This window comes from bacterium, from assembly GCA_035454885.1.
Classification (GTDB): Bacteria; UBA10199; UBA10199; order JACPAL01.
This window is the reverse complement of record DATIGE010000040.1, coordinates 47,970-72,955: the sequence shown is the minus strand read 5'-3', so window position 1 is coordinate 72,955 and position 24,986 is coordinate 47,970. Positions and strand designations below refer to the sequence as shown.

Annotated in this window: 18 protein-coding genes; 7 read left to right on the top strand and 11 right to left on the bottom strand. The window is 64.1% G+C overall.

What is annotated here, in order from left to right; all coding sequences use genetic code 11:
• Window positions 1-130: 130 nt before the first annotated feature.
• The 4 genes from VLJ37_07455 to VLJ37_07440 form a co-directional block, all read right to left on the bottom strand.
• Window positions 131-3,295 carry a serine/threonine-protein kinase gene (locus VLJ37_07455; GenBank protein HSA59506.1) on the bottom strand — a complete coding sequence of 1,055 codons (3,165 nt, stop codon included), beginning with the start codon at window positions 3,293-3,295 and terminating at the stop codon, window positions 131-133.
• A 72-nt stretch (window positions 3,296-3,367) separates the two neighbouring features.
• The gene (locus VLJ37_07450; protein ID HSA59505.1) at window positions 3,368-3,787 is read right to left on the bottom strand and encodes a hypothetical protein; all 420 of its coding nucleotides are present in this window, start codon (window positions 3,785-3,787) and stop codon (window positions 3,368-3,370) included.
• 114 nt (window positions 3,788-3,901) lie between these two features.
• Window positions 3,902-4,489 carry a hypothetical protein gene (locus VLJ37_07445; GenBank protein ID HSA59504.1) on the bottom strand — a complete coding sequence of 196 codons (588 nt, stop codon included), beginning with the start codon at window positions 4,487-4,489 and terminating at the stop codon, window positions 3,902-3,904.
• A 25-nt stretch (window positions 4,490-4,514) separates the two neighbouring features.
• Window positions 4,515-5,150 (bottom strand): hypothetical protein, encoded by a 636-nt coding sequence (locus VLJ37_07440; protein HSA59503.1) that lies wholly within the window; start codon window positions 5,148-5,150, stop codon window positions 4,515-4,517.
• A gap of 291 nt (window positions 5,151-5,441) precedes the next feature.
• On the opposite strand from VLJ37_07440, the gene VLJ37_07435 reads away from it, so the two are divergent.
• A complete protein-coding gene (locus tag VLJ37_07435; GenBank protein HSA59502.1) occupies window positions 5,442-6,305 on the top strand; it encodes a hypothetical protein in 864 nt (287 codons plus the stop codon).
• Window positions 6,302-7,444 (top strand): hypothetical protein, encoded by a 1,143-nt coding sequence (locus tag VLJ37_07430; GenBank protein ID HSA59501.1) that lies wholly within the window; start codon window positions 6,302-6,304, stop codon window positions 7,442-7,444. The genes VLJ37_07435 and VLJ37_07430 overlap by 4 nt, the downstream gene beginning before the upstream one ends.
• On the opposite strand, the gene VLJ37_07425 is transcribed toward VLJ37_07430, so the two are convergent.
• The 3 genes from VLJ37_07425 to VLJ37_07415 are packed head-to-tail and all read right to left on the bottom strand — an operon-like array spanning window position 7,441 to window position 13,161.
• On the bottom strand, window positions 7,441-10,830 hold the full coding sequence (locus VLJ37_07425) for an FHA domain-containing protein (GenBank protein ID HSA59500.1): 3,390 nt from the start codon (window positions 10,828-10,830) through the stop codon (window positions 7,441-7,443). The genes VLJ37_07430 and VLJ37_07425 overlap by 4 nt on opposite strands.
• Window positions 10,831-10,842: 12 nt before the next feature.
• Window positions 10,843-12,045 (bottom strand): hypothetical protein, encoded by a 1,203-nt coding sequence (locus VLJ37_07420; protein ID HSA59499.1) that lies wholly within the window; start codon window positions 12,043-12,045, stop codon window positions 10,843-10,845.
• A 48-nt stretch (window positions 12,046-12,093) separates the two neighbouring features.
• Window positions 12,094-13,161 carry a hypothetical protein gene (locus VLJ37_07415; GenBank protein ID HSA59498.1) on the bottom strand — a complete coding sequence of 356 codons (1,068 nt, stop codon included), beginning with the start codon at window positions 13,159-13,161 and terminating at the stop codon, window positions 12,094-12,096.
• Window positions 13,162-13,371: 210 nt separating this feature from the next.
• Here VLJ37_07415 and VLJ37_07410 point away from each other — a divergent pair, with 210 nt between their 5' ends.
• The 4 genes from VLJ37_07410 to VLJ37_07395 all read left to right on the top strand — a co-directional run bounded on the left by VLJ37_07410 (window position 13,372) and on the right by VLJ37_07395 (window position 19,730).
• The gene (locus tag VLJ37_07410; protein HSA59497.1) at window positions 13,372-16,092 is read left to right on the top strand and encodes a protein kinase; all 2,721 of its coding nucleotides are present in this window, start codon (window positions 13,372-13,374) and stop codon (window positions 16,090-16,092) included.
• Window positions 16,089-17,810 carry a sigma 54-interacting transcriptional regulator gene (locus tag VLJ37_07405; protein HSA59496.1) on the top strand — a complete coding sequence of 574 codons (1,722 nt, stop codon included), beginning with the start codon at window positions 16,089-16,091 and terminating at the stop codon, window positions 17,808-17,810. The genes VLJ37_07410 and VLJ37_07405 overlap by 4 nt, the downstream gene beginning before the upstream one ends.
• A 76-nt stretch (window positions 17,811-17,886) precedes the next feature.
• Window positions 17,887-18,654, top strand: coding sequence for a hypothetical protein (locus VLJ37_07400; protein HSA59495.1), 768 nt, complete (start codon window positions 17,887-17,889; stop codon window positions 18,652-18,654).
• Between the two features lie 44 nt (window positions 18,655-18,698).
• On the top strand, window positions 18,699-19,730 hold the full coding sequence (locus VLJ37_07395) for a radical SAM protein (GenBank protein ID HSA59494.1): 1,032 nt from the start codon (window positions 18,699-18,701) through the stop codon (window positions 19,728-19,730).
• On the opposite strand, the gene VLJ37_07390 is transcribed toward VLJ37_07395, so the two are convergent.
• The 3 genes from VLJ37_07390 to VLJ37_07380 are packed head-to-tail and all read right to left on the bottom strand — an operon-like array spanning window position 19,714 to window position 22,538.
• A complete protein-coding gene (locus VLJ37_07390; protein ID HSA59493.1) occupies window positions 19,714-20,451 on the bottom strand; it encodes a hypothetical protein in 738 nt (245 codons plus the stop codon). The two genes, VLJ37_07395 and VLJ37_07390, sit on opposite strands and share 17 nt — an antisense overlap.
• Before the next feature lie 43 nt (window positions 20,452-20,494).
• The gene (locus tag VLJ37_07385) at window positions 20,495-21,793 is read right to left on the bottom strand and encodes a radical SAM protein (GenBank protein HSA59492.1); all 1,299 of its coding nucleotides are present in this window, start codon (window positions 21,791-21,793) and stop codon (window positions 20,495-20,497) included.
• Window positions 21,780-22,538, bottom strand: a complete 759-nt coding sequence (locus tag VLJ37_07380; protein ID HSA59491.1) for a menaquinone biosynthesis protein — start codon at window positions 22,536-22,538, stop codon at window positions 21,780-21,782. Before VLJ37_07380 ends, VLJ37_07385 begins: the two co-directional genes overlap by 14 nt.
• A gap of 120 nt (window positions 22,539-22,658) precedes the next feature.
• Here VLJ37_07380 and VLJ37_07375 point away from each other — a divergent pair, with 120 nt between their 5' ends.
• Window positions 22,659-22,883 (top strand): fused MFS/spermidine synthase, encoded by a 225-nt coding sequence (locus VLJ37_07375; protein HSA59490.1) that lies wholly within the window; start codon window positions 22,659-22,661, stop codon window positions 22,881-22,883.
• Here the strand turns inward: VLJ37_07375 and VLJ37_07370 are convergent.
• Complete coding sequence (locus VLJ37_07370) at window positions 22,867-24,864, bottom strand: hypothetical protein (protein ID HSA59489.1); 1,998 nt, start codon at window positions 24,862-24,864, stop codon at window positions 22,867-22,869. The two genes, VLJ37_07375 and VLJ37_07370, sit on opposite strands and share 17 nt — an antisense overlap.
• Between the last annotated feature and the right edge of the window lie 122 nt (window positions 24,865-24,986).

The window sequence follows — 24,986 nt, the reverse complement described above, 5'->3', positions numbered from 1 at the left end:
ACGTTTTCTTGAAAAAGTTGTGTCCGTGTAAAACACGGGAGACGAAAAATTGTCCAGAAAAGAACACACATGACGCGATTAATCTTAAACAGATTTTAGTGCGGTGCGTTAACTCAGTGCGTCAAAACGGTCAGGAGTTGCTGGAGAGGGAAACAATCGAAGGCGTGGCGGCCGCGTGTCTGAGGCGGACCACCGGCCGTATGCCCCAAGGGCCGACGGAGTCGAGAGGGAACGGTTCCAGGATATCCGGATTGGTCGGCGCCGAAGACCGGTAGGAGGATCCGGCGACGATGAAGTGTTTGGCCAGCGTCTCCGTCGTCATCTGAAAGACCCCGGCGATCAGCTCGCGCTCCTTGGGATCGCTTAATTCCAAAATGTGCTGCACGTTGCCCGCGACGTGCGAGATCGTGATCGACTCGGCATCCCCCGGCGTCGAAGGGACGGAGAAGGGGGAGATATCCCGGATGTTTTTCTCGTTGATGGGCAGGGCCGTGAGCGAGCGGGCGAAGCGCGGGTCGGGAAACCGGAAGCCTGCGATCCCCGGGGCCGGCAGGGCGTCGCCCCATGGCCACATGCGGGCGTCGTTGCCTCGGAGGAATCTCTTCCAGACGTTCATGGGCGGAAAGGTAATGTCCGACCAGGCGCTTTCATCCGTCTTGAGGGCGAGGGTCAACTGATCCAGATATTCGCGGGCGTGTTCGTGCAGGATGTAGGTGACGGGGGCCATTTCGATGATGGGCTGGCCGTTGGTGTAACGGAAGCTCGTCAGGTCCTTGTCGACTTCCCAGTTTCTCGGGATCCTTCGCCGTGCGGCCTCGGTCCCGTGGGTCCTCGCGAACGCTTGCAGGTGCAAGGCCCAGTCGGCCTCGGTCACGAAGGGTCCCACACCGTAGTCGTCCGTGACCTCGCGCCAGTTGTCGAACTGCTCCGCGAAGGAGCCCGGCATTTGCCTGGCCGCGACGGGCCCGGCGGGCAGGATCATCCATCCTCGGGGGACCTGGCCTACGCGATAGACAGGGACGCGGATCTGGTAGGAGCCGGCCCGGACGGGGAGGGGGATGTAGACGGGAATGAGGCCCGGTCCCGAGAATTTCGCCCCGACGACGGCGCCTCGCGGAAACCGGAGCGCCCCGAACGGAAATTCGTCCTTGGGTTTTGAAAAATACTGCTCGAAGTCGATAAAGCCGGCCCGGTAGGCGTATTTCACGATCTCCACTCGGATCCGGTCCTTCCGGCGCTCCAAGCCGTCGGGATAGAAATTCACCTGCACCGGCCGGTTGACCTGGTTGGCGATCTCGCTCCCCGGAGCCAGGGCGTTGATGCTTTCCACCGTCCTCCGCGCGAGTTCGACGTCGCCCCTCCGGTCCGCCCACCGGAAGAGGTCGAAGTTCAGGCGGATGCGCTTTTCGATGATCTTCGGGTGCGGGTACCGGTCGTAGACGGCGCGAAGCACGCGCAGGGCGTCCTGGATCTTTTCGCGCCATTCGTCCTGATAAATGTTCAGGTCCGCGTTGGTCGTCATGCTCCGGCGGAGAATGGCGTAGGCCTCCTCTTCCAGGGCGTCCGCCTCGTAGACCAGCAATTCGTAGAGCAGATCTGAGGCGTCCTGGTGGCGATCCTTCGGATTTTTCGCCATGGCCTTCGCGATGATGCGGTCGAGGGCGGGCGGGATGCCCAGGTCGGGGCGGACTTGGCTGGGCGGGGGCGGTTCCTTGGAAAGGCTGTTGATCATGATGCCCGTGCTCGTCGCCGCCTCGAAGGGAAAGACGCCCGTCAAGAGCTCGTAGAGGGTGACCCCCAGGGCCCAGACGTCGTTTTGCGGGGTGTCGATGCTGGTGGGGCCCTGCGGGCGCGAGATTTCCGGCGGGATGTAGCCCGGCGTTCCGAAGATGTTCTCGGAAGGCCGGGGGACCATGTCCGAGGTCTTCTGAGCGATGCCGAAGTCACCGAGCTTGACCTTGCCCTCGGATGAGATGAAAAAATTCTCTGGCTTGATGTCCCGGTGCAAGACGCCCCGCTTCTGGGCCTCGGCCACCGACGCGACGGCCTGGAGCAGCATGCCGGTCAGTTCGCGCAGGGCGGGCTTCCGGCGCCCGAGGGTCATCTCTCCGATGAAATCGGCGAGCGATCCCCCCTCCATGAGCTCCATGACGATGTACGGGCTGTCGCCCGCCGTGAGGCCGTGCGTGTAGGCGTGCACAAAATGGTCGGTCTTGAGGATCGGCTGGAGTCTCAGCTCGTTCCGGTGCGCCTCGTGGATGCGCTCGCGGTCTTCCTGTCCTTCCTTGAGGATCTTGACGGCGACCTTGCGCTCGGTGCCGATCTCCTCGGCCACGTAGACCAAGCTGGAGCCCCCCTCGCCGATCCTCTTCATCAGCTTGTACTGGGACCCGACGACGACGTCATACATCTCCTGGGCATAGGCCAGATACAGCCCGCCCTTGACGAGCAGAAGACCCCCGTTGGGTTCGGTCAGGGGGAAGTCGCCCTCGGTGATGGATTGCCAGACCCTCGCGTGGGCCTCTTCGACGGCGGATTGCCTCGCCGACTCCGCTTCCCGGAGGAGACGGCCGCGCTCGTCTTCGAACGCGGCGCGGAGCGCCGCGACTTTGTCCTCCTCAGGTTCCGGGGAAGACGAGGGCGGAGGCCCTTCGACGGCGATGACGGGGGCCGGCGGGAGAGGCGCGGGTTCAAACTCGGCGTCGTGTGCCTCGGGCAGGGTCCGACGCCCGGTCTGAACGTCGCTGAAGCGCCGGGTTTTCCTCAGCTCGTCGACGGCCGGCGACAGGTCGGGCACCTGAGACGGATGGCCGATGTGGAACACGCCGTCCATTTGAAGGGCGCCGATGACCAGGTCGTCGACGAAATCGCCCCGGATCGTCCGGCGGTGATGCTGCGTTCGGGAGTGGAGCCGGATACCGCCCCCGGCGGCGCGCGCCGCGGCATTCTCGGGGGAGGGTTCCGAGGATTCGAGGAATTGCCGGAGCAGCTCGCGGGCGGTCTCTTCGTTTTCCTGTTGGTCGCGGGAGGGGATCAGCCCCAGCTTGCGCATGTCGCGCACGAAGGATTGGGCGCAGATCATCGAGACGGTCTCCGGGGCGCTCAGTCTCTGGATTTGGACGATGAGGTCGCGGACCCGGTCTCGCTCGACCTCCGGAAAGCCGGGGATGAGCGCGGGGTCCAGGGCGTCGTAGAAGCCGTTGACGGCGCTGAAGAACGTCGCGGCCGGCAGCGCGTCGGTCATGCGGGACGTGAGCCCGTAGAGCTGGGAGACGGCCGTCAAGTAAGGCGCCAACTGCACGGACGGCCTTTTCGCTTAAGCCGCGGAAAAGTTTCCAGAATTCTGTTTGAGGCCTTTTTCGCGGCGCTAGACGCGCCGGCGGGCGGCGGCCGGCAGGACTTGGGTGACTTCCTCGTCCATCCGCTCCTCGCGGCGCATTTGGGCGAGGTATTCGATCCCCTTGGTCATGAAGTTCAGGCGGAGCCTCTTGCCGTGCATCCAGGCGCAAAGGCGGTCGACGTCCTCGGCGGCGATTCCATACTCGATGAGTTGCAGGCCCACGTGGGCTGGAATCGGACCGTCGTCGACGATCGTCGGCTCGTGGAAGGCGGAGACGTCGATCATCGGATTCGTGGGCTCCTCGTCCCAGTCGACCACGGCTCGGGAGCCTGAAAGCACCATGTCCGTGGGAGCGGCCGGTGAGGCCGACGACGCGACGGTCGCCGAGATCAGGGCCGATTGACCCGACATGAGGGATTGAAAGGTCAGATAAGTAGGCAACGTCATGGTCTTTTCCTTCCTTTTTCGCCCCCCCTGGCGATTTAGGTTATCGGCCGGAAAATCCCAAAGTTGCGTGGCGGCGGGTTTCCCCGTATTCACAAGGATGCGGCGTTCTGTCCGTCAGGGATTTCCCCGCAGGGATTCCAGGATGCGGAAAAGGAGATGGATCCCCACGCGGCCGCCGGCAGCCGACGTGCCTGCCGTTGCAGGCCGGGGTCCCCTGGGTCTCGGCGGCGGAGGCCCCACGCGCTCGCCCGCGCTTTGCTCGAAGAGGATCCCGCCGCCCGTTGAGAGCAATACTAAGACGTCCGTCAGGCCGTCGTCGTTCGCATCGCCGTAACGGACGTCCGAGACGGAGGCCCCTTCGGGGAGTGCGATCGGTCTCGCGCCCGCGGCCCCGCCGAGCAGGGTCGCGGCCAGTTCGCCGGCCTGATCGCAATCCGTGTACCGGCACGTGAAGAGAGAGACGGACAGTGTGGGATGCGGAGCGGAGCCGGTCCGACTCGAGGATCCGATGCCCTGGTTCAGCAGCAGATAACCGCTTTGTCCCGGACGATCGGTGAGGGGAATCTCCGCCACTTGGGCCGAGCCTCCGGGGATTCCCTCTCCGACCGGCTCCAGGGGGACTGTGTCCTCGAAACGTCCCTCTTGGAGTTGCTTCGACACTTCCTCCGGCGACAGGCCGGCGCTGGTCAATGTGACATTCATGGGGTCTCCTTTTCGTCGTTTGGGTTTACGGCGCCTCTCCCAGTGATTTTTCGATGGCCGCCTGGCTCCATCCTTCTTCAGACAAGGTTCTCAGGAACGAATCCGTGTAATCGAGGGGGCCTTGCCGGTATTGCTCCGTGTATTGACGGACGCCCAAGCGCCATTGTTCCTCGATCGCCTTGCGGGATTCCTGGGGCAAGCCGTCGTATGTCGAAGCCTTCGTTTGCAGGAGTTCGGCCGCCAGGTCCGCCATCGAGACCTCGGACTCCCGCCAGGCGATATAGCGGGCCCGGATCGGGTCGACGCCCGAGGCGGTGAGTTCGTCGACCGTCTCGCGCGTCAATCGGCCGATCACATCGCCGTCCGCCCTCTCCTCCGCGGAGGAGGTGATGGTTTCTTTTTTACGGGTGCTTTCCTTTTGGTTGGGTTCCACGGGGGCGCGGGCGAACACCTTGTTCATTCCCGGCACCGAGGCGAGGGTCTCGCGAATGAAGGCGGCCGCGCCCTGAACGGCCTCCGCCATGCTGAATTGGCTCGTGGGCGGCGCGGGCGCATTCTGAGCGGTCTCAGGATCCTTTGGGACGACGGCGGAAGGATCGACGAGCGAAGCGGTCGGAGACGGGATCATCGGTTTCTGTGCGGTTGTGGCGATTGGGCACATGTTTGATTCCCCCTTGATGAGCCCCTAATTGAGCAACCGGCGTGCCAAATACTGTGGTGATGGATCAGTGTAATATATTGAAAATACTAAAGAATTTGCGATGGACAATCGTTTGCGGAAATGGATATGGGTATAACTGTATCGTAATTATTTAACTACGCATAATGTATTGATATTACATAAGTAATTTGTAATCAATAAATGAATAAAAATGTCTGTAATCGTCAATCTTAGCAACTTTTTCCGGGTTCCAGCGATGAGAGTGGTGCGAGTGGGTAGGAGGGTCGTCCTATGCCGTCCCCGCTCGTCTTTCCGTATCCCACGTACCTGCAGTCCTATCTTCCCGCCGCCAACGCCTTGGCCGTCTTGGTCGGGCAAAGCGGTCCGCTGATTTCCTGGGATGAGGTCCGCTGCGCCTCGGAAACGCTCCTCACAGCGGCGGGCCCGCACTTCCCCGAAGACCGCCGCGCCGTCCTCGATTTTCATCTCAACACCGATCCATGTTGCCCGGCGGGGGCCGTCGTCGGCCGCGAGGTCGCCGAACGGTTTCTGGCGAAACTGAGGGCGGGAGGATTTCTGCCTTCCGGCCGGCGCGAGCACGCCCGCGTCGGATTCGCGCGGCTCTTGGGGATGAGGGGCGACTGGGGGCAGCCCTCTCTGGACCGGTTGGAGGAGGGCGTTCGCGAGATCGATCAGCGTCATCCGACGGATATGAACGACGGCGGTCTCAAGGACGGCCTGCACGACTTAGCCGCCACCTTCGCGTTCTTCAGGCGCTTAAGGGACGATCGCCCCCGGGTCTTTGACGAAATCAGCGCCTTCTGGACCACCTGGAACACGGACCCCGTCCAGCGCGCCTCCGTCTCCCTCGCGCGCGAGGAGCCTCTGCCGGAAATGCCGCTGATCGAGCGCCTTTCGGCCCTGACGGAGACCGCGCGGATGATCGGTTATCTTCACATCGTCGCCCGGGCTTGCATCAACGAAGAGGAGGCCCTTTCGTGGACGCGGAGGCAGATCGATCGCCTTCCCGAGCGGCTTGAAGAGGATTGGTTCGAGGCCGCGGCCTGCGCCTCCATCGTCTTCGCGCACCTCCAAGACGTCTTCGACGGAGGGCCTGGGAACATGCTGAAGCGATTTCGCGGAACCGAGCCGTGATCGCCGCGATCCCATCAACGGCGCTCGCGGCCGGGACGATTCTGTCTCCCACGGCCCAGGTCCTTCAACGCTGGAACGACGCCCTGAGACGGACCGGTCCTTATCGTCTTCCGGAAGACGGGCTGGAGACCGCCGGGCTTCTGGCACAGTACGAGGGCCACACGTTCGATCTCTCTCCGGAGGAACGGCTCCTCGTTCAAACCGATGCCGTCCGCTTGGAGCGATCCGTCGGAAGGACCCGGCCCGCGGTCTTCGGGCTCTTTTCCTCGCCCCAAGGCCGGTGGGACCGGATCCTCGGCGCCCTCGATCGGAATTTTCCGAACGGCGGGGGGACGGCCTTCCTCTTGGAGCGGCCGGAGGGGCCCCCGCCGGCGCTTCGTCACCGGTTCTATGTCCCATCCGATGATTCGGGCGAGTCCGGCGTCTTTTTCGGAACGCTCCATTTCGCGGCAATGACCTTGGACGAACTCAATCGGCCTCCCGGACGGTGGCGGTTTCTCCCTCCCCCTGCGGACATTCTCCTCCTGGGCGGGCGCGGGACGGTGGCGGACGACCGCCTGGATTCTGTGACCGAGATCCTGCGGCCCGCCGTCGTGACGGGGTCGGCCACCGACGGGCCCCGCATTCGCCGCCGGGGCGGCGCGGCGGAGCTGAGGCTGGACGGGGAAGGAGAGGTTTACGCCCTCGTCACCTACGATCCGCAATGGAAGCGCCTCGAGGCGGCGTTTCACCGTTTCGGCGAGGGTGGTCCCTTTCTGAAACAAGTCATCTCTCTGAGGCGAAGGGAGAGGATCGAGGATCTCCTCAAGGAGAGCTACCGGCCCCGGATTCTTACGGCCTTGGTCCGGCGCCTCTGGGAAGAGGCCAGGGGCGGGCACGGGACCGAGCGAATGGAGGGGGCTTGGGACGAAGGCCGCGCCCTCGTCGGCGCCGTCTTGCCTCTCGCGGCGGACTACCTCGCCTACCTTCAGGAGGACCCCGACCGGACGCGGGAGGAAAGGGAGCAACGTTTGGCCGGTCTGTGGCGCGGGTTGAGGAACGAACTCGGAGGGGACCGCCGGAGATATGACGAGGCGATCCGGGTCTTTCTCGGATTTCTTCGGCTCTGGAACCGTGAAGAGCCCGACGACGTAATCTAATGCTCCTCGGACAGGGCCGCGAAATAAGCGAAGAGCTCCTCCTCCTGCTCGGAGTAGGCCGTGAGGTCCCCGGCGTTCCGCCGCCCACCGGCCCCCATTTTGAAGTCTGGCGCGATCACCTCGTGATAGGTCCGGCGGATTTCCTCGAGGGGGACGTTCATTTCCAACTCGTTCCGGAGACGGCGATGCACGGTGCGAACCAGCGAGTCCGCCATCCGGTTTTCCCTCCGGTTCCGGTCCGACATCTCGTAGGCGCGCCGGGCGATGAGGGCCGCGGCGAAGCCGGCTCCCGCGAGGAAAGGACTGAAAGAAAACGCATCCGAGAGTCCCGGCAGGACCGCCGAAAGACCGAGAAGGGGAGCCAACATGCCCGAGGCGCCGCCCGTCCCCGCTGAGAGCCTCGCGTTGTATTCCTCCACGCTCCGGCGGAGCGTTTCCTTGGCGGCGTCGGGGATCGGATCCGAGGTGGCGCAACGGCTCCAATCGATCCACCCTCGAAGATCCACGCTCAAGGTCACGCTGAGGTATCGTCCTTCGTCCAGGGCCTGCCGGATCTCGGAGGGCAGGTTTTGGGGATTTCCGATGGCCGCGATCCGCCCCTCCGCGTCCACGGCGACGTTGACCCCGGCCCGGTCCGGGCCCGCGTTCCCGCCGAAGGATTCCGCGCCCAGGACTTGTCGGAATTCGCGGGAGCTTAGGAGGGAGAGGTTGTGGGAGACGACGTCCGAGAGCTCTCCACGTGGGGCCGGCGGGTCGCCCGCCCCGCCCTCGGCACCCATAAATAGCCACAGGGGACTTAGAAGCATATTGCGGACTGTGCGGCGGATCCGTTGAAAGAGCCCGGGCGCGGACTCCGCATCGGTGGCCACTGGAGTCGGACGCAAGGGAGGGACCGGGATTTGCAGTTGGATGACCGTGGTCCCTAAGGCGAGTTCGTGCCTGCCCGGCGTCAGGGTGAAAGCGCGCCCTGAGACTGCGATGCCGTCTATGACCGTCCCGTTGGTGCTGTGATCGATCAACTGCCAACGGGTCTCGCCGGTCAGCGGGTCAACCTCCCTCCGGATCGTCGCGTGGTTGTTTGAAACGGATCGGAGATGTCCGGCGAGTTCCACGTCGGATCCCGGCTCCCGGCCGATGCTCCAGGTGGACCGGCTCGCATCGAGGGTTCGGAACAAACACCTGCCGGAAGGACCGATGGGGATGACGACCGTCGGAGAATCCCCGTTCGTTCGGCCGGGAGAGGGATCGTAATCGTAGAAACGCGCGTCCGGCCCTCGGACGACGGCCATGGCGAGGCTCAAACCCCCGTCGAGGAGGCTGAGCGGCAGGAGGGCGAGCGCGGCCGCGTTGCGGGGCGTGAGGGTCTCGCCGATGAGGCCTACGGCGCGCATGACGCCGATCAGGGCGAGATTGCGGGCGAGGCTCTCCGGGCCGAAGAACTGCGCGGCGTTTTCCGCGAAGGAGAAGGTGTCGTCTCCCCAGAGACCTCGGACCTGGCCGACCGTGGATTCGAAGGTGGTGCTGTAGGCCGCCATGCCGCTGGCTTCCGTTCCCAACCGGGACAGGCGGACGATGAGATCCTCCGCATGAAGCGAGAGCCGCTCGCCCCATCCCGACGCGAGACGAAGGCCCCGGACGATCCGGTTCTCGGCCGCTTGAAATGGGGCACCCAGCGCGTGAAGGACGCCAAAGAGGCCGACGGTTTCGACGTAGCCCAGCGCGGTCCGCGCGAGGTTCGCCCCCGTCGAGGATTCCGGGGAAACCCGCCGTCCCGGATCCAGCGCGGCGTCGATCGCGAGGGACGAGCCTTCGAAGAGGGCCGCGTCCCGGACCCAGGAATAGGCCCGCCCGAGCCGCGTCATTTCACCCGCGCGAAAGGCCCAGGGCAGGGCTCGTCCGGCCTCGGCGAGGTTCCGGAGGACCGCACCCGTCCCGAAGGTGAAGGCCGAAACGACGACGGTTTCGAGGAGCGAGGACATCTGGCTCCGGGCGGCGTTGTTCTCCACCAGGTCCCGGACCGTCCTCGGGAGCTGATCGTAGAAGGCCACATCGGTCCCGAACCGCTCTTCGAGCTGCGCCTGGAGACCGGCCGTCTCACGGAGTGCCCCGGTGCGTTCCTCCGTCGTCCCCGCGCGCGATAAGATCGTCAGCATCCCCTCGAGGAGTCCCAGCCGGGAAAAACACTCCTCGCCGAAGTCCCTCATGCGCTCGAAGTAGTCGGAATCGACGAAGGCGGCGTCCCACGGGCCGATCGGCTGATCGAGGTGGTCGGCACCCGGCGAGAACCAAAGCAGCTCGTTCCAGCGCAGGTCGTCCTGCGTGTTGTACTGATCCGTGATCTCGCGCGTGTCCCACAGCGTGTTCATGCGGTCCGTGACCGAGGCCATGCGGACGAGGCGGCGGAAATCCGTGAAGAGTGCCGTCGCCTCTTCATAGTCCGCGGAGCGAAACGCCTCGTAGGCATCCGCAACGGGTCGCGAAAAGTAGGCCGTCAGGGCGAGGGCGTCGTCGCCGTGCGACTCATCGGCTGGAGGGAGCCCCGCCTCCAAGGCCTCGCGCCCGTAGATCCCGTCCAAGCGCCAGGCGAGCCAGTGTCTCGCGGTGTCCAAGTAGGCGCGGCTCCATTCCGCGAGGCGGTAATCCGCGCTCTCGACGGAGGCGGTCATCTCATGGAGGAATCCGTAGCCGTCTCCCGTGTGGTAGGGCTGGAAGGCCGCCTCCAGCGCGAGGGCCGCGACGTCGACGACGGCGATCTCCTCCGCGGGCTGTTCACTGAGGAAGGTTAAGAGTTCGCGGGGAACGCATTCATCCCCCGAGATACGAAGCATGCCGGCGGCGTAACGCGGGATCCAGGCGAGGGCCTCGTCCTCCGCCGCCGCGGCGGCCTCGTCGTCGCCGCTCTCCAGCGCCTGGGAGAGACGGAGGCGGTGATCCGTCAGCTCCCGATGGAGGTCCGCATCGCCGGTCCCCCACAACTCGAGGGCCGTCAGGGCGACGCTTAAGACGGGCCCGTCGTTCTGGGATTCTTCATACTGTCCCAGAAGTTCGGCCAGCGTCGCCAGGTTCTCGGCGACTCCCGCATTTTCGGCGGCCGAGTTCCATTCGGCTCGCAGGGCCCGGGCCTCCCGCGTTTCCGCGGACGCGTTGGCCGCGTTCGCGAAGATCCTCGGGATCCGAATGACCGTCCGGGCGGCGTCGCCCAAGATTTCTCCCAGCCCGCCCAAGGCCGACGGAATCGAGAAGGAATCCGGCCGGGGAGCCCCTGGGGGAGGATTTTCGCCCCCCGCCAGCGGCACCGTGCCGCCGGCGGCAGGGCCCTCCACCGTTTGCGGTGGGTTATGATCGGGGCTCCCCGGGCCGGAAAATGGGGTGGGAGTGAAGCTCATGAGCGTTCACAATCAGCGGAGCGACTCCAAACTCTCATCGATTGCCGCCGACACCTCGGATAGGGCGGCGTTTCGCAGTTCCTCTTCCAGGATGTCCTCTCGAATGTGGCGTATGAGCGCCTCGCCGTCCGATCGCTCCAGTTCCACGGGGTAACTGTCGGGGTAGGAGGTTCCCGATGAGACCTCGCGGGCCACCTGGGCCAGGTGATAGGCCGCGTCGATGCGCAGGTCCGGGTCCGGATCGTTGCAAAGGGTCCACTCAAGACTGCTGACCAGCGCGACCGCCTCCCCGTAATTGCTGAATCCCAACCGGTGATGGACGGTCAGGGCCCGGGCACGGGTGGCCGAATCACCGTCCGTCCTCTGGAGATCGCCCAGAAACTCACGGATATTCTCATGAAGCTCAGGAACCTCCCGGGCGATCCGCGGCAGGGCTCCGATCCCTCCGGCCCGGGCGGATTCCGCGACGTCCTCATCGGTCAGGATTTCCTCCAAGCGGCGGAGGGTCTCGGGATGTTGAATGACGATTGAGGCGGCCAGGTCGGCGGCCCCCGGGGCCCCGGAGGCGATGATCACGGGAAGGGCCGTTCCGGCCCTTGGATCTTGGCGGAGGGCCGAGCGGGCCTCTTCGATTCGGGATACTTCTTCATAGTCGCCGCGCTGGAGCGCGGCCTGACGGTCTCCGAGGGCGGCCAGGGCTACTTGCCTGATCTCGCAGTCCCCTCTCAGAGCGGCGAGGTTGACCGCGGCCAGCGGTTCGGCGATTCCGAGCAGCGTCGCGGCGTCCTCCAAATCCATTTCCGACAGGACGGGCAGGGTGTTCGGATTGTTCAGGAGCCGCTCGCGGGCCGCGTCGATCTCCGCCAGATCGACGGAAGGATCGTCGGCCGCAACGAGCGAGAGATCGGGGATGATTTCATCGAGGACCTCGTCGGTCAAAGCGGCCGCGAATGAGGAAGGTTGCGGGCGCGGTCGGCCCAGAAACTGCGCCGCGTCTCCGAAGCGATTGGCGTTTCGGTTCCAAGCGCCCGCCGGTTCCATGTTCTGCTCCAGAGAGGAGAGTGCGCTCGAGGCGCCGGAAAGGATTGGGGCGGCTGGAAGCGGCTCCGGATCCGCGACCCCTGCCTGACCCATCGGTTCGATCGTTTCGCCGTTCGCCGAGAGGTCTTGCGGGAATTGAGGCGACGTCCCTGAAATTGATTGCGGTGAGCTCATGATTTCATCTCCTCCTTCATTTTCCGTTAAGATTGCGGATGCGATTCTCTACCTCTTGACGATCCGGGAGCAGGTGATCTCGATCCAGCGGACGGTTTCGTCGTGGAGAGGATGGGATTTGGAGCGCCAAACCTTCATGGCGGTGACAACTTGCTCCGCCTCCTGGCATTGCACCGTCACGACGCTGGCGTCATGGGAGTAGTCGTAAGAGGATCCGGGAAACGTGAGCCCCTGGGCTTCCCCGACCACGTCGCCGTCCGGTCGCACAGGGACGAACAGCCCTTCGACGCCGCAGAAGGCGTCATCCAGCATCCCCCCCGGGAGTCCCCCCGAGTAACAACGGAAGAGACGGAATCCCTTCAAGGCGCGACCGGCCGTGGAGAAGGCCTCGCCGGCGACCTCACCGTAACGGATGTCCTCCTCCCAGCGGGATTGGGTCTCCGGCGTCACTGACGCGAACGGGTCGGTCCAACTCCACGAATCGAGGCAGCCCAGCGAGAAATCGAGAAGAGGCTGGATGCCGTTGCGCCGGACCTCCGACCTGGCGGCGCTGAATCCTGCGCCGATTTCGAAGGCCAGAGGATCGCAATCCCCGACGGACGACTCGTTTCCTTCTTTCGCAATGCCTCCCTCTCGGGCTGTCGATCCCTCCGGACGGAAAGGAGGCGCGAGGGACACGATGTACTGTTTCGGCCGGGAGTCGAGCGTGAGGGGCCCCGTCCGGGCGGCTTCCCGAATCCTTTCGGTGATCGTGCTTTCGCCCGCATCCCCCCGCAGTCGTCCCAGGAGATCCTCCGCGGATTCCGATGTATGAAGGGAGGGCCTCGTCTCGACGACGGTCGCCTGGAAGTACGGGAACTCGGCTTCGTCCTCCGGCGATTCGTTCCCCGACCCGACCACGGCGTCGCCGGCAACGGCGTCTTCCGTGACGGGACCGGGGTCCGTCGGCACGATTTCCTCCTCCGCGACCCCCGTTTCCTCCTCCGGAGCCGGCGAGGCTTGGGAGACGGGCGTCCACCCCCTCGATGCGAACGTTTGATAATGATGGTACTCGCAGCCCGCGAGCGTGAGGCCCGCAAACGCGGCCATGATCGCAATGGATTGAATCTTTTTCATAACTCCCCCTTGTTGAGTCCCTGTCAGAGCAAGACGCTTGCCAAGAAATCCCATCGGGGGAGAGGACGTGATAGTGAGTAAAAATGACTATGAGTTTAAAATATTATTATAACATGCTAGTTTTGTTGGTATTTATTGACGTCAATGGGACGAGTAGGAATGTCTCAATAAATCATTTTCTTCTGCATGGAGGTATGAAAGAATCCCTTCGTGCGTTATGAGCGACTGCGCAGGCTCGGCGGGGGGGAGACGGCGGACACCTTTCTGTGCAGCGACCGTCTGCGCGGCGGAAGGCTCGTGGCGCGGAAGGTCTTTTTTCCGGAGTGGTCGCGGAACCATCCCGATCTGGTCGACCGCGAATTCCGGACGCTCGCCGGCATCTCGCACCCTCACGTCGCGGCCATTGAGGATTTCGGAGAAGACGGCGATTCGTTCTACCTGGTGAGCGAGTTCGTCGAGGGAAGGACGATCCTCGACCACCTTCGTGGCGCCGATCTCGACACCGTCGCCGCGATCTTCGTCCAGGTCCTCGAGGCCCTCGATCACCTCTATTTCCGGAACGTCGTTCACCTGGACCTCAAGCCGGAGAACGTCCTCGTGCGTCCTCCGGACGGTTCCCAAGGCGCGGCCGTCAAACTTATCGATTTCGGACTCTCGACTTTGGCCTTTGGCCTCGAAGACCCCCCTCCGGGGGCGATCGGCTCGCCGCCGTTCACCGCGCCCGAACTCGCCCTGGGACGGAGGCTCGATACGCGGAGCGATCTCTACTCCGCGGGGGCGCTCCTCTATGCCGCCGTATCCGGACGGCTCCCCTATGACGGGGAAGACCTGGTCGCCATCCTCAATCAACAACTCAAGAGGGATCCCGTCCCCCTTCACGAGGTCGCGCCCGTGTCCCGCGATTTGAGCGGATTCGTGCAGCGCCTCATGGCCCGCGATTCGGCGGAACGGTTCGAGAATCCGAGGGCGGCCCTGCGCGCCTTCGGCGAGGCACTGGGAGAGTCCTTTCCCGTCGCGCGCGCGGTGCCCATCCCGCTCTTTGAAGACCCGGACCTGATCTTCCGGAAGGACGAGGTCCCGGGTCTCTTTCGAAGGATTCGCGATCGCGGCGGCCTTTGGGCGATCCGGGGCGCGCCCGGAATGGGAAAGACCTTTCTCGCGCGATGGCTCGAGCGGGCCTTTTGGAGGGAGCGGCGACCGGTCGTTTCCTGGACGGGCGAGCGCCTCGTCCTCTCGGGGGAGGTTCCTCATCAGGCTGGCGTGGCGATTATCGATGACGCCGACCGGGGCCCCGTCGCGGCTTGGGCGGCGGCCCGTGGCCAGGGAACGGTTATCGCCCTGGGCGAGACCTTGGAGGACTGCGTCTCTCCGCCGTGGACGGCCGTCGACCTCAAGCCTCTCACGGACGACCAGATGGAGGACGTCCTGCAGGCCCTGTTCGGAAAAATCTCCGCCGGAAAGATTTCCCAAGGACCCGCAAGGCCCTGGACGGAGGGTTGCCGCGGGATTCCGCGCGACTTCGTCCGCATGGGCCGTGGGCTTCTCCGAGGCGGCGCCGTCCGGAAGGAGGGCGCCGGTTGGCGGTGGGAGGGCGCACCCCTGAACGTCTTCGCCTCCGTCGAAGGGCCGAAGCGCCGCCTTTTGGGGATCCTGCGGTCGAGCCGCATTTCCCTCGAGGCGGAGACGCTTGGCCTCTGGACCGATCAGAGCGTCGCCGAGGTGGAGGAGACGCTTCAGGAACTGGCGCAAGACGGATGGTTGCAGAGGGGCGTGGAGGGAGGCCGGACGCAATACCGGTCATTCGACGCGGGGGATGACGGGGTTGCCGAGTCCGATCCCGGAAAACTCGCGCGGCTCCTGCAGGACCTCTACGACGAAGGCCGTTATCGCGACGGGCTCGATCTTTTGAGGGGGCGGGAGCGCGACGGCCCACCCTCGATCCTCCGTCTCCGGGCCAAACACCTGGCGAGCGCGGGGTCCCATGCGGAGGCGTTGGAGATCTTGACCGACGACTTCCTGGCCAACCTCCCTGAGGCGGAAAGACCCGACGCCCTGGAGACGCGCGGAAAGGCGCTGATCTTTTCGGGACGGATGGAGGAAGCCGCCCGCGATCTGACGGCCGCGGCGGCCGCCTCCGAAAAGGCCGGCGACGACGACGGGCTCGCCCGGGCCCTCCTGCTCCTGGGCGTCCTGAAACATCGCGCCGGGAAGAGGGACGAGGCGCTGACCCTCTACGAAAGGGCCGTGGTGCTCGCGCCGAAGACCCCGCGGCCTCTGTTGGTTCAGGGGACCGGCGAGCTCAATCTCGCCAATCTCTTCTACGACCTGGCGGACCTTGGGAGGGCCGAGGGGTTCTACCAAAAAAGCATCGAGTCCTTGAAGGAGACGCGTCACGCGGCGGTGACGGCCCAAGCCCATCTCAACTACGCGGCGCTCGCGCATTTTCAAGGAAAACTCCTCAAGGCGGCGCATCTCTGCCGGGAGGCCCTCCGCCGGGCCGTCGACGCGCGGTACGAGCTGACCCAAGGTCGCGCGCTCCTCCTCCTGGCCATGATCCACGAAAAGGAAGGCCGGACAACCCTCCAAGATGAGCGCCTCTCGGAGGCGGTCGCGATCTTCGAAAAGGCGGGATTCGCCTTCGAGGCCGCCCAAGCCCGGATCCATCGGGCCTATTTTTACGAAACGGCCGGCCGTCTCGACGCGGCCGAGTCCGATGCCCGGTCGGCCCTGGAGCGGGCCGGGGCGATCGGGGCCGCGGATCTCGCGGCCCAGGCGCGGCTGGTCCTGGGCAGGACGCTCGGCCGCCGGGGTCAAACGGCCGAGGCCAAGGCCTGCGTGGAGGAGGCCCGGCGTCATTTCGCGGCGCACGGAAACGCGCCCATGGAAAAGGAATGCGCGGAGGCCCTGAGGGGCCTGGGAGGTGAGGCATGAGCGAACGGGCGATCGCGGTCGATCAGGTCTTGGACCTCTTGGAGACGAACAAGAGGCTCGTCGCACTCGGGGAAAAGCAAAAGATGCTCGATTTCGTCCTGGACCAGGCGGTCCGCCTCTCCGGGGCGGAGCGCGGCTTCGTGATCTTCCGCAAGGGCGGGGACTGCGAGGTTGCCGCCGCGCGGAGCTTCGACCGCGAGGACCTCAAAAAAGCGGACGACAAATTCAGCCAGACGGTCTTGAAGGAGGTCATGGAGACGGGCAAGGCGCTCTTGACGATGGACGCGGGCGAAGACCGGCGCCTCAAGGGCGCGCCGAGCGTCATGCGGATGAAGCTTCGGTCCATCCTCTGCGTGCCCGTCCGGATCGCGGACCGTCCGCTGGGGGCGCTCTACCTTGACAACCGGTTCACCGAAAAGGCCTTTCAAGAGGATCAGGTCCGCGTCGTGTCGCTCTTTGCCGACCAGGCCGCGCTGGCCTTGAACGCCATCGACTCGCTGGAGGAGGCGCGCCGCCACGCGGAGGAGATGGAGCGCCTCCAGAGGCAGCTCTCCCTCTTGAACGAGACGCTGGAGGAGAAGGCCGAATCGGCGCGTGCGGAGCGGGACCGCGTCTGCGAGATGTTCGGCGTGGCCTCCTTCCGCGAGGGCTTCGAGGGGATCGTCGGAAACTCGAAGCCGATCCGCGAGATCTTCAAGACCATCGTCCGCCTGAAGGATTCGGAGGCCCCGGTCTTTCTCCACGGCGAGTCGGGGACGGGCAAGGAGGTCTTCGCCCGCGCGATCCACCGGAACTCGCCCCGGAGGGACAAGCCCTTCCTGGGCGTCAACTGCGCCGCTTTTTCCGAGCAGGTCCTGGACAGCGAGTTCTTCGGCCACGTCCGCGGGGCCTTCACGGGGGCGGACCGCGACCGCCGCGGCCTCTTCGAGGAGGCGAGCGGGGGGACTCTCTTCCTGGACGAGGTGGGCGAGATGAGCCCCGGGATGCAGGCCAAGCTCCTGCGCGTGCTCCAAGAGAAGGAGATCCGGCCCGTCGGCTCCAATCTCACGAAAAAAGTGGACGTCCGCGTCGTCTCGGCCAGCATCCGCGATTTGCAAAAGATGGTGCGGGAGGGGGGCTTCCGGGAGGATCTCTATTACCGCCTTCACGTGGTGCGGATCGGCCTCCCGCCCCTCAGAGACCGCCCCGAGGACATTCCCGATCTGGTGCGGCACTTTCTCAAGAACAATCCGGTGGGCCTGCCCGCGGAGGAGGTCTCGGTGGACCCTGACGCCATGAAGCTCCTGGTGGGCTACAGCTGGCCCGGCAACATCCGCGAGCTCCAGAACGAGATCCATCGCGGGATCGCGCTCGGGAAGGGACGGATCACGGCCGGGCTCTTGTCGCCGGAGATCTTGGAGCACGCGGGGGAGTCGGACTTGCCGCCGACGGGCTTGGGTTTGGACGAGGCTGTCCGGAACTTCGAAAAAAAGATGATCCTCCGGGCGCTGGAGGAGAGGGAGGGCAACAAGAGCGAGGCGTCGGAGGCCCTTCAAGTGTCGCGGATGCGGCTCTATCAAAAGATGAGGCAATACGGACTCTCACTCCGTCACGGACGGGCGGATGCGCGGAAGATCTGGAAGGTCCTCCGCGAGGTCGGAGGGAACCGGACGCTGGCCGCCAAGAGGCTCGGCGTGACGCGAAAGACCCTTTATAATCGCTTGAAGGAAAACTCCTGACCCCGTAAGGGCCGATATTCTAAGGACAGAGCCAAAGATGAATTCGTCCCGAGTCAAATTTCCCTGTCTTCTCGGCTTGTTGGGTCTTCTTGCCGGCTGCCCGATCCCGGCCGTGTCCCCCACGACGGCGGGTCCGGAGGGGACGACCGTCTCCGCCGCCCCTGCGGCGGTCCCGGCCCCGTCTCCCTTGGGTGCGACGAAGGAAGAGGGTCCTTCGGAGGAAGAGGCCCCGCCGCCCGAGGCCGGGGAACAACGGATCGCGGAGGCCAGCCCCACCTGGATGGCCCCCACCGACGGATTCATCGGCTGCCACGAGGCCCTCTGGGCGGAGGCGAGCGTGTCGCTCGAGGATGGGGCGGCGATGGAGACGGGGACCCTGGGCGTGAATCTCAAGGTGAGGAATCCGGAGACCGGCGAGGAGGAACCCTTGGAGGATCATTCCATCGCCGTGGAGACGCGGATCTCCCTCCCCGACGGCCTCTTGGAGGGGATTGGCGACGCCTTCCGGAGTGGGGCCGTCCACAGGGTCGGCGAGGGGTCCGGGGAGATCCCGCCGGGACCGACGTCCTTGAAGGTCACCCTGATCCTCACCTCGACCCGGCCGACCGACCCCTCGGTGCGCGATGCCTGCACCCCGGAACGCGCCTTCTTGCGCGGGAAGACGTTCGCCCTGCACGGAGCCTACCGGCGCGGCCTCGTGCCCTACTCGGGGCACGAGGACTTTCAACTGGCGGCCGACGAGTCTCTGACGCCTTTGGAAAAAATGACCTTGACCCGCACCCCCCTGTCCCTGCCCGAAGGGGCCGTCCTCAAAGGCCCTCTGAAAGGCCGCCTGACCCGATGAGCGGCTTGATCGGCGGCCCTCCCTGAGCTATTCGATCCTTTCTTATGTCGACGAACGGACGGCTCAACGCATCGGAGGCCTTGGAACTCCTGAGGGGCGACCCGGAGGGGCTTCGCGCGCGCGCCCACGCGGCGCGGTGCGAGCGCTATCCCGGCGGCAAGGCGAGCTACGTCGTCATGCGGATCGTGAGCTACACGAACGTGTGCGTGGCGGACTGCGGCTACTGCGCCTTCTACCGGCGACCGGGGGACGCTGAGGCGTACGTCCTGACGAACGATCAGATTTCACAAAAGATCGACGAACTGATCGCGGCCGGCGGATCTCTCGTCGCCATGGAAGGCGGCTTCAATCCCAAGCTCCGGATCGACCACTATGAAGACCTCTTCCGGGCCGTGAGAAGGCGCTACGGCGACGCCGTCGAGGTCTACGGGCCGACGATCGTCGAGGCGATCTTCATCGCGCGGAGCTCGCGGGTCTCCTTGGAGGAGGTCCTGGTCCGTCTCAAGGAGGCGGGCTTGCGCTGGATTCCGGGGGGAGGGGCGGAGATCCTGACCGACGAATGGCGGAAGAAGCTCTCGCCCAAAAAATATTCGGTTCAGGAGTACTTGGACGGCATGGAGGCCGCGCAACGGGTCGGTCTCGGCACGACCGCCACGATGGTGATCGGCTTCGGCGAGACCTGGGAGGACCGCATCGAGCATCTGCGCCGCGTCCGCGACCTCCAGGACAAGACCGGCGGCTTCGCGAGCTTTCTCCTCTGGACCTACCAGCCGGACAACACGGTTTGGAGGGGGGCGAAGGCGTCCAACGAGGAGTACCTGAAGGCGGTCGCCCTCAGCCGGCTTTACCTCGACAACATTCCCATCGTGCGCGCCTCGTTCCTGACGCAGCACGAACGGGGCCCCGAGGCCCTGACCTGGGGCGCCCATGACTTTGACATCCCCTTGGAGGATCAGGTGACCCAGCTCGCGGGGGCCAAGATCGAGGCGAATGTCGCGAACGTCCTGGGTTGGGTGCGGGCGGCGGGGATCGAGCCGATCATGAGACGCCCCCTGGCGGTCACGCGAAATCGATGACCTCGACGTCGACGGGGTACCACTGACGCCGCTCCATCGACCAGCCCCAGTTCGGCAGGTGCATGGCCTCGGCGGGATTCAAAGCTTCGTTTTGAAGGCCGGGAGGCACCCGCTGCAGCCATTCACTGAGCCTCTTGTCGCTTTCCGGAAGCCGGTCGGGCGTGTTCCACATCGCGCGCGGGTGTTTCAAGGCGCGCGTCACGGCGAAGAGCTGGTAGCCGCCGTCCGCCGTCTCATAAATCCCCCATCGCGTTCCTGGAAAGAGAACGCCCCGTCGGGTCAAATCGATCGCCGTGGCCAGCATCTCCCGGGCTCGGGAGAGGTCGCGGACCAGATGGATCGGCTTCGCGTAAAAGTAGCAATCGAGGGCCTTCGATTCGAACGTTCCGCGCCGAATGTGACGGAAGCCGAGATCCGCCAGCCTCTGATGAACATGCGCCTCGGTCTGTATCCCCGCGGCAGGGAGACCCTTCACGAAGCGGATCTCGGGCCCCGTGATTTCAAAATCGGCCCACTCGTTGAATTTGCGGACGCATCCCCACAGTCCGACTCGGAGGATGTCCCTCGGCGCGGTGACGCCCGGTTCCGGCCTCTCACTGAAGATTCGGGCGGCGGCGTGGAGGGCCGAGGGGAGGGCCTGGGAAGCGGTCGCGGATAGGGTCTGCAGAACGAAGGGTTCGGCGAGCGGCAAGAGCATGTTGACCATGGAGGACATCGTCATCCCTATCCTGATGGCCCTTTTCGGCGAAAAATGCTCGTTGTTGCTACAAAATGTCCATGAACGCGCTCACCGAGAAGACCGCCTTGCCCAATCCCGCCGCGCCGTAGCCCGGTGGGATCGGCAACCGGTGTTTCCGGAAGATCTCCCGGTAAACCTGCAAGAGACGAACGTAGTACGCGAGCGGCGGCGGCCCGTCGTTGGTCTTCGAGAGCTCCGTGTTTGGCTCCACGCACCAGACCGTGAAGCGCGGCAGGATTCCTTGCGACATGAAGAAGTCGAGGCCCTCGGCCGTCGATCGGATCGCGCCGTCGACCGAATCGAGGCCATGGGGTTTGGACATCTCGACGCCCGCCACGAAGTTCGGGATGACGTTTTCGGGGCCGAAGATCCTTGCGGCGTCCAAGATGCGTTTCACCCACTCGTCTCGGCCCACGTAACGGGCCTTGCCCGGGCAGAGGGTCTCGAAGAGGCGCTTGTCCCAGACCTCGTAGTTCGGGTGGTAGATCGTGTAGCCCGCATCCTTGAGGACCCTGACTTCCTCTTCGGGCAGGGCCTGGACGACCGCCTTGCCGATCCATCGGCCCGGAAACCTCTTTTCGATCGCACGCGCGTATTGGGCGTAGAACTCCGCCTCGCCTTGACCGTTCAGCGTCGAGGTCACGCTCCCGCCGGTGACGGTATAGGCGCGGCTGAGGCGCTCCGAGTCCCTTTCGTCGATGATCGCGAGGGCATCGAGGATCTCCTCCGGCGACTTCACGCCGGTGTAAGGCCGACCGACGTGCTTCTGCTGGCGGTAGTTGTGATTGATGTCGCAGAACTGGCATTCCTCCTCCGCGCCGAAATACTGGCAGAGGCGGAAGGCGGTCAGATAGATCAGATATCCCCATTCGATGGTGGGCGCGATATCGGCGACGGGTTTGCCGTTCGCCAAAGGGACGCCGTAGTAGGCGGGGAATTGGGGTAATTGGATCTCGGATAAAATGGAATTATCGGTGCGTAATTGTAGGGGCGCATGGCCATGCGCCCCTACAGGAGCATCAATGCGATACGCCGACCCCGGATTCACCCGCGCGGACACAATTGTCCGTTTCAGGTCAAAAGGCCCGCCGATGAGAGCGATCTCCTCCGGTACGGAGCGGCGCTCCATCTCCGAAAGGTCCTTCTGCTCCGCCCGGTCGAACGAAAAGATGAAGTAGGACTTCGGCTTCGCCGTCCGGCAAATTTCCAGGGCCTCGGGCGAGAAGGAAACGCCCTGGCGGAGCAGGTCCGTCTTGAGGATCGCCTCGAACGGGATGTCCGGAAAACCCTCCTTGGCGAGAAAAAGCTCTTTAGGAGACGGCATATTGGAACTTCGGTTCCTCGAGGAATCCGCCGCGGGAGACGTAGTCGCGGAAGAGGTTCAACCCTTCCATTTCCTTGGGGCCCAGGGTGTAGACCAGTTTTTCCAGGTAGGATTTGACCGCCTGAAAGCCGAAAACGGATTTTTCGGGGATGACGCTCGCGAGGTTCGACGTTCCCTTGTCGCGTGCGTCTTGGAGGTCGCGGATGGCCCGCGCGCTGACCTCCGCGTGGCGGCTGATCCAGGCCGCGTAGACAAACGGGAGGCCCGTCCAGGCCGTCCATTCATAGCCCAAATCGGCCGGGGGCGTGGTCGTGAGCTCCTTCATGGCCTTGTCGCCGATCAGGAGTTTGGCCTCGCACGAGCGGGGCGGGATGGGGTGAAAGAACGTGATCTCATCCAGGTTCCGTCCGTATTTGAACTTGAGCAAAACCTTAAGGAGTAGGGCCGAGGTTTTGGACTCCATGTCGAGATAGAGGGTGCGCACATTCGAGAGATCGATACCGGGGGCTGCGAAGAAGACCTTTACGCTCCCGACGGGCCCGTGGGAGCCGATGCAGACGCCGGGGACCAGGCTGTATTGGGGATTCTCAAAGAGAGTGACGACGGGGGCCGTGGCGATGTCCACCTCGCCAATCTTTAACAGGCGTGCGAGAGGCGCGGGCGGCTCGAGGCGCGGTCGCTCCTTGAGATAGTGAACAAGGGGAAGCGCATTCAGATACGGCACCGCGCCGAGTCTATAGAGCACGTGAGACTCCTTGAGGAATCCAAGCTTCGATCGTCCCCTAAGGGACGACGCGGGAATCTAGGTAAGGAGAGCTAGATTGTCAAACGGCGCGCTTCGTGGGAGAGCTTTCCGGCGCCGCTGATGGGAAAGAAGTTCCTCTATACGACGGTCTTTCTCTCTGGCATGGCGGTCATGGCGGTGGAGCTGACGGCCTCCCGGCTCGTAGCCCCTTATTTCGGGACCTCGTTTCTTATCTGGACCAATCTCATTGGCGTCGTCCTTCTGGTCCTCTCCTTGGGGTATTATTTCGGCGGGAACCTGGATGTTCCGGGGGCCAAGCCCTTTTCGTTCAAGGGAATTCGATAGGGGAAGGAACGTCTCCCCGTGTCAGAATCCGTCGAACGCGAAACTGCCTTTGGGCCTCCAAGACACGATTCATGACGGATTGCGGGATGGCGTCGAGACATCGTTCCACGAATTCGCGAAAGGGTTCCGTCGAGCCGTTAAAGGCGAACTCGGTCAGCTTGATCCAGAGATCCTCCAGGGCGCCAGCCATTCGGGGCCATCGGACCTGGAACCGGCCGTCATCCTCCAGTTGGACGACTCCGTTCCGCGACAGCCATCCGAATGTCATCGTGCAACCTGCCTCATGGCCGAAGTCATAGGCAGGCTCCCAAATACGATCCTTCGGCGCCATTCTCTTAACGATGGCCAGGAAGGCGTAGCGGAGCATGAGATCGAATTCCTCGTTGGTGATGCGCCCCGCATCGCGCAGCCAGCTATTGACCACGGCGAAGGCCGCATCCGACTGGGGTTCGACTAGCCGTCCCCAGAGGCGTCCGTAAACCTGTCCCAGTGTGCGTCCGTCCACGAGTTCCGTATCGGGTTTGTTGCCCAAGACCCCGTGGGAGCCTTCATGCCAGGTCGTAAATAGAAACGAGGTCTCAGTCGTGTCCGGAAGGGCATCTTTCGGAGGGAGCAACTCCGCCGCATACTTCTGGTCGAGACCTGCTGCGGCGACCATCGCGTCCGCGATCGCAATTGATCTGTGCCCCCCCACGCCGGCAAAAAAGATCTTGGGGTAGTCGTGACCGGCGGGTTCCCCATGAGGATAGGTCCTGAGAAAACCGCCGTTTCGGTAGTTCCAGACCAACTGGAACATCTTCTCGACGTCTCCTGTCTCGGCAGGGCGATTCGGGACAGGCGCCCCGTACGACTCCGCGATCCGGCGGGCGCGCTCCTCGAGCATGGCGAAGGCGTCGCCTCGACACCGGATCGTCTCGGCGAGCGATCGGCTCCGGATCCCTGCTTCGAAGCTCCACGGGAACTTTAGGTTGTCCGCCCAAGATCCTTCGTGCGGGAAGAAGGTGAAAAAGACATTTCCGCTGCTTTGCTCTAGGTCCGCTCGGAGGATGTCCAGAAAATCGCCGGTACGCAGGCTGCGGGCCATGCGGAGCGTGTAGTCTCGAAATCCCGGATCCAGACCTTGACCCCCGGCCGATAGATCCGCGTTTCGTTCCAAAATCTCCGCGAATTGTTCAAAGTAGGCGGCGTAGCGCGGGTGAAATCTCATGTGGGTCACGCGGTAGGCACGGCCTTCGCGTCCCCGGACGATCCAGACGCCTTCTCTCCTATCGGGATCGCATTCACTTTCGTCCATCCGTTCGACGACGGTGTAAGGCAGACGGATCGGGTGGTCCTGGGGAAAATCTTGAACGAGGTAGGCCAGTTCGTCCTCCGTGAAATCGACCGGAAGCATCGCATGGTAGGCTGGTTCCCGGGGAAAGAAAGCGACGGAACTCGCGTAGAGGGCGTAGTCCGGGATGTCCTCCGGCACGAATGCGGGCAGCAAACCCGGCAGTTTCGGCGTGCGGATTCGGTGGTAATGCCACAAGGAGGCGGCATCCGCATATCGAGCCATCCAGCCATCGATCTGATCCGACCATGGGCTCGCCTGCGCCGCGTAGAGGTCGTTGGCGATCCGCGCCAGGGGCTCGGCGGCTAGTTGAAGCCAGAGGCGCTCGGCCGGCGTCGCTTCATTGAGGTGTTCCAGGGTGGTGGATCGTGAGATCGTCATTTGGCGCGTGGCGGCTTCGACCACCCGCAGGCGCCGATGCTCCACGGACTTTCGGGCCTGGAGGAGAGGCCCTTGGATTAGAGATAGCTCCCTCACGAAGCGGTCTCGAACGATCTTCGAGGCAAAGATGACGGTAACCGATGGATTTGACCCCTCCGACGAGTTTGGAGCGGGCGCGACGGAAAATGGGGTATTTTCGTCGACGAGCTCCCGGTTGAGGAGATCGCAGTACCGCTCCGAGAGGGGGAGGGACTCAAGGTGTGCCGGCAAGGCTCCGGAGGCGCCGAGGATTGCCGAAATAGGCAAATAAATTGCAACAGGCATGTCGAATGTCCTATGACAGGAGTGTCGATCGTTCAGTCAGAAATGGGAGTTGCGGGTATTTTGGGAAA